The sequence below is a fragment of the Thermostichus sp. MS-CIW-34 genome (assembly GCF_054060435.1).
This window is the reverse complement of sequence record NZ_JBSSDE010000040.1, coordinates 22,030-28,630: the sequence shown is the minus strand read 5'-3', so window position 1 is coordinate 28,630 and position 6,601 is coordinate 22,030. Positions and strand designations below refer to the sequence as shown.

General features: G+C 59.1%; 5 protein-coding genes and 1 pseudogene. 2 read left to right on the top strand and 4 right to left on the bottom strand.

The window, feature by feature from the left end; genetic code table 11:
• The 4 genes and pseudogenes from ACVWYY_RS12190 to ACVWYY_RS12175 form a co-directional block, all read right to left on the bottom strand.
• Positions 1-113, bottom strand: a pseudogene (locus ACVWYY_RS12190) (RNA-guided endonuclease TnpB family protein); the annotation flags it as partial.
• A gap of 120 nt (positions 114-233) precedes the next feature.
• On the bottom strand, positions 234-1,109 hold the full coding sequence (gene nusB, locus ACVWYY_RS12185; RefSeq protein WP_457440694.1) for a transcription antitermination factor NusB: 876 nt from the start codon (positions 1,107-1,109) through the stop codon (positions 234-236).
• 119 nt (positions 1,110-1,228) lie between these two features.
• Positions 1,229-3,388, bottom strand: coding sequence for an ATP-dependent helicase (locus ACVWYY_RS12180; protein ID WP_457440692.1), 2,160 nt, complete (start codon positions 3,386-3,388; stop codon positions 1,229-1,231).
• Between the two features lie 11 nt (positions 3,389-3,399).
• The gene (locus tag ACVWYY_RS12175; protein ID WP_414374632.1) at positions 3,400-4,260 is read right to left on the bottom strand and encodes a Cof-type HAD-IIB family hydrolase; all 861 of its coding nucleotides are present in this window, start codon (positions 4,258-4,260) and stop codon (positions 3,400-3,402) included.
• Between the two features lie 504 nt (positions 4,261-4,764).
• On the opposite strand from ACVWYY_RS12175, the gene ACVWYY_RS12170 reads away from it, so the two are divergent.
• A complete protein-coding gene (locus ACVWYY_RS12170; RefSeq protein WP_457440690.1) occupies positions 4,765-5,715 on the top strand; it encodes a DUF1517 domain-containing protein in 951 nt (316 codons plus the stop codon).
• An 82-nt stretch (positions 5,716-5,797) separates the two neighbouring features.
• Complete coding sequence (locus ACVWYY_RS12165) at positions 5,798-6,553, top strand: hypothetical protein (protein ID WP_457404281.1); 756 nt, start codon at positions 5,798-5,800, stop codon at positions 6,551-6,553.
• The last annotated feature ends 48 nt before the right edge of the window (positions 6,554-6,601 follow it).

Here is a 6,601-nt window from a genome sequence, read left to right as displayed (position 1 = left end):
GTGTCGAGAATCTGGTTGCAAGCATTCGCAAAGCCCTGCAAAGTGCGGTCAATTTCTTGACGCAACTCTTGTGGGACTATCAGCTTGCAACGTACAGAGATAGTCTGGCTCATGGGCTTATTGTAGTTTATCCAGACTTTTGGCCGGCAAACCTATATAGAGGAGGGCTTTCCTCCCGACACCAAGCCTGCGGCTATGGTGCGGGCCTCCAGCCCGAAAATTTGGTGATCTGCTCAGCCCCCGGAACCAGAACCAGGGAGGGAGGGATCCCGACCCCGGTGGGTCTCCAGCTGGCTGTCCACTACCCGTCGCAGCACTCCGTTGACGAAAGCGGCGGCCTCAGGATCCCCGTATTTTTTGGCCAATTCTACAGCTTCGTTGATGGCAACCTTCACGGGGCTGCTGGCCAGTATTTCCATCTCCACCACCGCCAGGCGCAGGATATCTCGTTCGATCCGACCAACCCGCTGCAATTGCCAACCCACCAAAGCCTTTTGCAAACGAGCATCGATCGCCTCCTTGTGGGTTCGCAGGGCAGTTAACAGTTGCAAAGCGTAGGCGCGCACTTCTTGGGATTGGGCAATGTACAACAGTTCCGGCATGGACAGGGCAACGCCCACCCGGTTGACTGCTCTTTGGGACAACTGGACAACCTCATCCAAGATGTGGCGGACGCTGTGCAGCCGCTGTTCCAGGTGTTCTAAGGCTTGGCCGGCGTTGCCGAGGGCCACTTGCACCTGCTGGATTAGCTCCAGCAATTCCCCCCGTAAGGCATTGGGGTCAGGAACGTCCGCCTCCTTCAGAGTGATTTCCAGGCGCTGCAGGTGTCGTTGGGCCTGCTGAAGGCGGAGGGTGACGGAGCGGGATCCACCCTCTTCCTTGGGATCCGAATCGGCCAACAATAGAGGATCGCTCTCGTGCAACAAACGGTCGCTGCGCTGGATTTCCGCCGCCGCTGTGGAGAGGGTTTCATGGGTCTCTTCACTCAGGGCGCGGATGGCTGCCAGCAGCAAGTCCTCCAGTTGTTTTTCGCTCAGTTTGGCCGCCGTGGCTGGCAGTTGATTGACCCCCAGCAGGGCCAGTTCGCGGGCAATACGCCGAGGTTGCATTGCAGAATATCCATAGCTTCTGAAAGACTGCCCCATTGCCGCAAGGCGGCGCGCAAGCGCTATCGGGCTTAGCCATGCTAGCAGGTTGCCAATCCATGAAGAACGAGAGACTCACCCGGTCAATCGGCCCTAAAACTGCGACTTAACACCCGAAACACCAAAGATGAACTCTGCTCTGTGCCAAAGCGAGATTGGCTGGATACCGAGAGGGTGAGCCGTCGTTTGCTGCGGGTGATGCCCACATACAGCAGCCGCAATCGCTCTGCTGCCAAATCCAAAAAGGCTTGCTTGGTGGCCGAGTCGGCCTGCAGCTCCCAGCCGCCTTTGGGGCTGAGCTGTCGCAACTGAGCCAGGGCCTCTGCCTGCATATCCACTTCATCCAAAAACTTCAGCCCCAGGGTTCGCTCCCCGTACTGGGTGGGAAACTCGTAGGCCGACACCTGGGGGATGAACACCTGATCCCATTCCAGCCCCTTGGCCCGATGCAGAGTCGTGACAGTGATGCTGCCCGGCTCGGGGTCGAAGGCGAAGATCTCCGAAGGCAAGTTGTTGAGGCGGTGATCCAGAATCACTTGAAATTCTTGGGCGATCTCCTGCCAATCGGTTTCGGGCAGGGATCCCAGCACCTGCTCCAGCTGATCGATTACATAGCGACCCACAAACAGCTCTTCCGGCTTGCGGTAGAGGCTTTGAACGATCACATTCAGCACCTCTGGCCAAGGGGATCGCCCGGCCCGGAGCCAACCGGCAAGGGTGCGCAGCAGCCTGCCCAAGTTCTGCCAAGGCGGGCCATCGGGCAGAGAGGGAGCCTCGCCGAAGTTGGGGAACAGCAGCCGCTCCGGCAGAGAGGCGCGGATCCAGGTCAACATCGGTCCCAGTTCAGCACGTGGGATCCCCGCCCAATCCGCCAAGCAATCCACAGCAGCAGCCAAGCGAGGGGGGGCAGTGGGCTGGGCAAACCAGTCGATGATTCCCTTGAGCTGCAACAACACCCGCCGCTGACTGGGACTGCCCCGCAACAGATCGATCACCCGCTCCGCTCCCATTTCCTGGAGATAGCTGAGGGCTTTGCCCCCCAGCTCGTTGGTGGTGACCAGAATGGCCACCGTTTGGCCGGGAAAAGCTTGGGCGGCTGCAATGGCCTGCCGCGCCACCTGTTGCAGCTCCTCTTCCGGGGATCCGACAACCCGCAGAAAGTCCACCCGACCTTCGCTGGCCGGAGGGTTTTGGCCACCGGAGGTAGCCAGTTGAATGGGCTGGGGGGCCAGAGCGGTGCGCAAAGCCGGGATGGGGTGCTGCTGATTCACCCACTCCACCAGGCGGTTGGCCAAAGCGATGATCTGGGGGGCGCTGCGGCTGGATTCATCCAAGAGCACCACCTGAGGACTGGCCTGGCAAAAGGCGCGAAACAGCCGCGGCTCGGCGCTGGTAAAGGTGCCCATGATGCTCTGGTTGGGATCCCCCACCCGCACCAGGTTGCCGGTGCGTTGGCTGAGCAGCCGCAGCAGCTCTTCCTGCAGGGGGGAACTGTCTTGGGCCTCATCCTCGAACAGGTAGTCGTACCAGTTCTGCACCTGCTCCCGCAGCTCTGGACTGCCCTCGATCAAATCCACTGCTTGCCAGCCCAGGTCGTCGTAGTCTAACTTGCCCAGGCGACGCAATTCCGCTTGATAACCGGCGTAGATGGGAGCAGCCCAGCCCAGATAGCCCTCGCTGGGGATCACTTCTGGCCCCAGGCGCAGATTCTTGGCCCTGCTGATGACCACCTGCACCATCTGCTGGAAACTGCGCCGGAACTGGGCTCGGTTTTGGGCGATCTTTTGCGGGTTGTTGTCGCCGGGGATCAGCGGCTCCCAGAGCTGAGTATGGCGGACGAGCCAAGCGCGGCACAGGCGGCTGAGCAACCGCTCCTGTTCGTATCCCTCCAAAATAGACAGCTCCTCCCAACGGCTGGGGGCCTCCCGCAACACCCGCAACGACAAAGAATGCAGGGTAAAGGCCTGGGTAAAGCGATCCGGATACCCCGCCCGTTGCAAACGTTGATTGATGCGGCTGATCAAGTTGCCCCGCGCCGAACGCATGTAGGTGAACACCCCGATGCGCTCCGGTGGGATCCCCCGATTGAGAATTAAATCGGCGATCAACAGCTCCAGAATAAAGGTCTTGCCGCTCCCCGGAACGGCGGCGATCCCCAGCGGCCCCGATTGGTAGGCCAACGCCTGTTGCTGCGCCGGACGCAGGGTGACCTCAGGAAAGGGAGAAGAAGCCAGACCCAGCATGGGATCCCTGCCTAGCTGAGGATGAAGGTCTCGATGGCTGCCGCCACCCCGTCTTCTGCCACAGGAGGGGCAATCCAATCGGCATGGGGCAAGAGAGCAGGCGAGGCATTTCCCATCGCCACCCCGATCCCCGCATACCGCAGCATCTCAATGTCGTTGTCGCCATCGCCAATGGCCATCACCTGCTCCGCCGACAACCCCAGCATTTCCTCGGCCAAAAAACGAACGGCATTGCCCTTGTTCACCGCCGGATGGGTAGCCTCGAGAAAAATCGGCTCTGAACGGGTGAGATAGAGCTGCTCAGGGGAATACCGCCGCCGCAGGGATCCCTGCAATTCCTGCAGGAACTCGGTATCCTCAGAAACAGCCAGGATCTTGGTGGGGCTTCGTCCGTATTGGGCGGAAGAGAACATCTGGAACGGCACCTGAGAGCGCTCAGCATAGGCCTGACTGAGAGGGCTCAGCTCCCGTAAGTAGAGCTGGTCATCGATGTAGAGGTGAACCCCCACCGGCTGATCCTGCAACGCTTGCAACAACTCCTCGGCCAGCGGCCAGTCCAGGCTCCAGTGCTTTAGGGTCTTTTGGCTATCGGGATCCCGAATTAAAGCCCCCTGGTAGCTGCATAGGGGCATATCGGCCCCAATCGCGTAGTGGAACCGCTCGGCAGAACGATGCATGCGACCCGTAGCGATGGCTACTCGCACCCCTGCTGCTTTGGCCTTCTGAATGGCCTCCCGAACCGGCTCTGAAACCTGGTTGGAAGGCCCGGCAATCGTGCCATCGATATCCACCACCAACAGCCGAATCTGGGCACGGGGTGGAGAAGATGCCCGCTCTCTTTCCTCGGCTTGGACGTTAGCCTGAGTTTGCATTGCTGTTGTTTGCCCTGATACATTTACGCTGAACACTGCTGAACATCACTGTTCAACTATGCAGCGATAGCATTCTGTTTGTTTCCATTCGCGTTAGCGGGACGGAGTCCAAACAGAATGGCGGTATCCCGCAAAGCTTTGAGTAGAATACCCAAAGCGCAGTTTCCGTGTCGTCTTACTACCAATTTTCTGCTTTGCTTTGGCTACCATGTTGGCAGACTCGAAAGTAAACAGAAAGATCAACTGGTAGTAATCCGTACTGAACATATTATACATTATTTTCAGTATAGTTGAGCTTATTATTGACTAGAGTCATGCTCCTCCTGGCAACCTTCCAGACCGTAGCATGGCTCTGCCTCGATTGGTTGACGGTCATTGGCCGGCTCAGTACACAAAGAATCAACACAGAAGAATTGAACAAGTGAGATGGCCGGGTGGGGGATCGGTTTCCGCCCCTATTCCCGCCAACGAGAAAGCGTAGAATTAAGAAAGACTAGCCCCGTGATGGACGAAAACATTGTGATCATGCTGAAACGAATCGGTCGCGTCTGCCGGCCTCTGCTGGCCATTGCCCTGGCCTTGACCTTCGCCCTGGCTCCCATAGGCGCTGTTTGGGCACGCAGTGGCGGTCGCATTGGCGGCGGATCTTTCCGGTCTCCGACGTTCTCTGCCCCCCGCTCGATTGGCCCGCACTACTCAGCTCCTGTCTACCCCAGCTATGGAGGCGGCTTTGGTTTTCCGCTGCTGGTGCCCTTTTTCTGGGGGGGGGGTGGCGGCCTGCTGACGCTGCTGCTCTTGGTTGGGGCAGGTAGCTTTTTGGTGCAGACGCTGCGCTCGGGGATCAGATCCGAAGAAGGGGACGATAGCATTGGGGTTCGCGATCCCCAGGTAACTGTTGCGCAGGTAAAAGTGGGACTGCTGGCCAGCGCTCGGCAACTGCAGAAAGACATGAACGCCCTGGCTCTGGAGGCGGATACTCAGTCGCCAGAAGGGCTGAGCCAACTGTTGCAAGAGGTCACCCTTGGCTTGATGCGCTACAGCGACTACTGGGCCTATGGCCATGCCCAAGCGGAGAAGCTGCCCCTCTCCCGCGCCGAATCCCTGTTCTATCAAGCCTCTTTACAAGAACGGAGCAAGTTCAGCGTCGAAAGCCTCAGCAACCGCAACAACCAGATCCAACAAGTCTCCCAAGCGGCGCTGCAGCGATCTGCTGCTGGGATCCCAGATGTTGGCGAGTACCTGCTGGTAACTCTACTGGTTGCGTATCGTGGTAACTTGGGTACACTACCTGTAGTTAACTCCACGGCGGATCTGCGGCAGTGCCTGTTGCAGCTGGCTTCGATTCCGGCAGATCGGATTGTGGCCATCGAAGTGCTGTGGACGCCGCAGTTGGAGGGAGACACCCTGTCGGCAGAGGCGCTGTTGACCGAGTACCCGGAAATGCGGCTCCTTTGAGAGCCTTTGGGCGATAGACGGCAACTGTTGGCTGAGTGTCTCAACTCCTCGGGATCCCCGCCGCTCAGGCTAGGGAGGTTGTATGTCCGGGTTAGATGCTTCAGCGGGCAGAGGCCGTCGTTCCCCTTGGGCATGGTCTGGCCAAGTCAAGCAGGCAGATTCTCTGTTGGATGAGCTGTTCGAGGATTTGGAGAACAGCTTGGAAGAGGGGCTGTCAGAAGCCGGCGAATATCCTTACCTCGGCACACGGCCCCCACTGCCTTCCCGGCGCTTCTCTGCTGCCGGAGGATTACTGCTGGGTATGGCTTTGGCCGCTACCTTGGTGGCAGGGCTGGCTTTTTGGATGACCCTGCGCCCGCGGGCGGTGGTTTTTTCGCAGGCCACTCGGGATCCCTTGGCTGAGGCACCCAATTCTTCCCATTCCGATGCTCACCAGGAGCCCTTGCTTCCCACTGCTGCTGATGTGGATGAAAACCCCAAAGCTCCACCTGAGGATTCTGCAAAGGCTGTCTTGGTCGAACCGGCAAAACCGCCGACTGTTGCCGCTCCTCTTGCTTCAAGAGGGGCTGGTCTTCCCTCTCCCCCCAGGGTACCTGCGCCTCCGGTGCCAGCGCGGATCCCACCCCAGCCTGTGCCGCAGATGAAGCTGGTGGGATTGATCCACGATCCAGGTGCCCCCAAGGCTCTGATCTTGATCGACAACGTAGTACGTCAGGTGGCTGTTGGCCATGCGGTGAAAGCAGAGTGGCGGGTTACCTCCATCAGCCCCTACGGTGTGAGGGTGAGCAATGGTGCTCAAAGCGTTACCTTGCAGTTGGGGCTGTCGCAGCGGATCTGAATCACCTGGATAGGGATCCCTGCTGGGTTGAGCAGCGCCTGGAGGGTG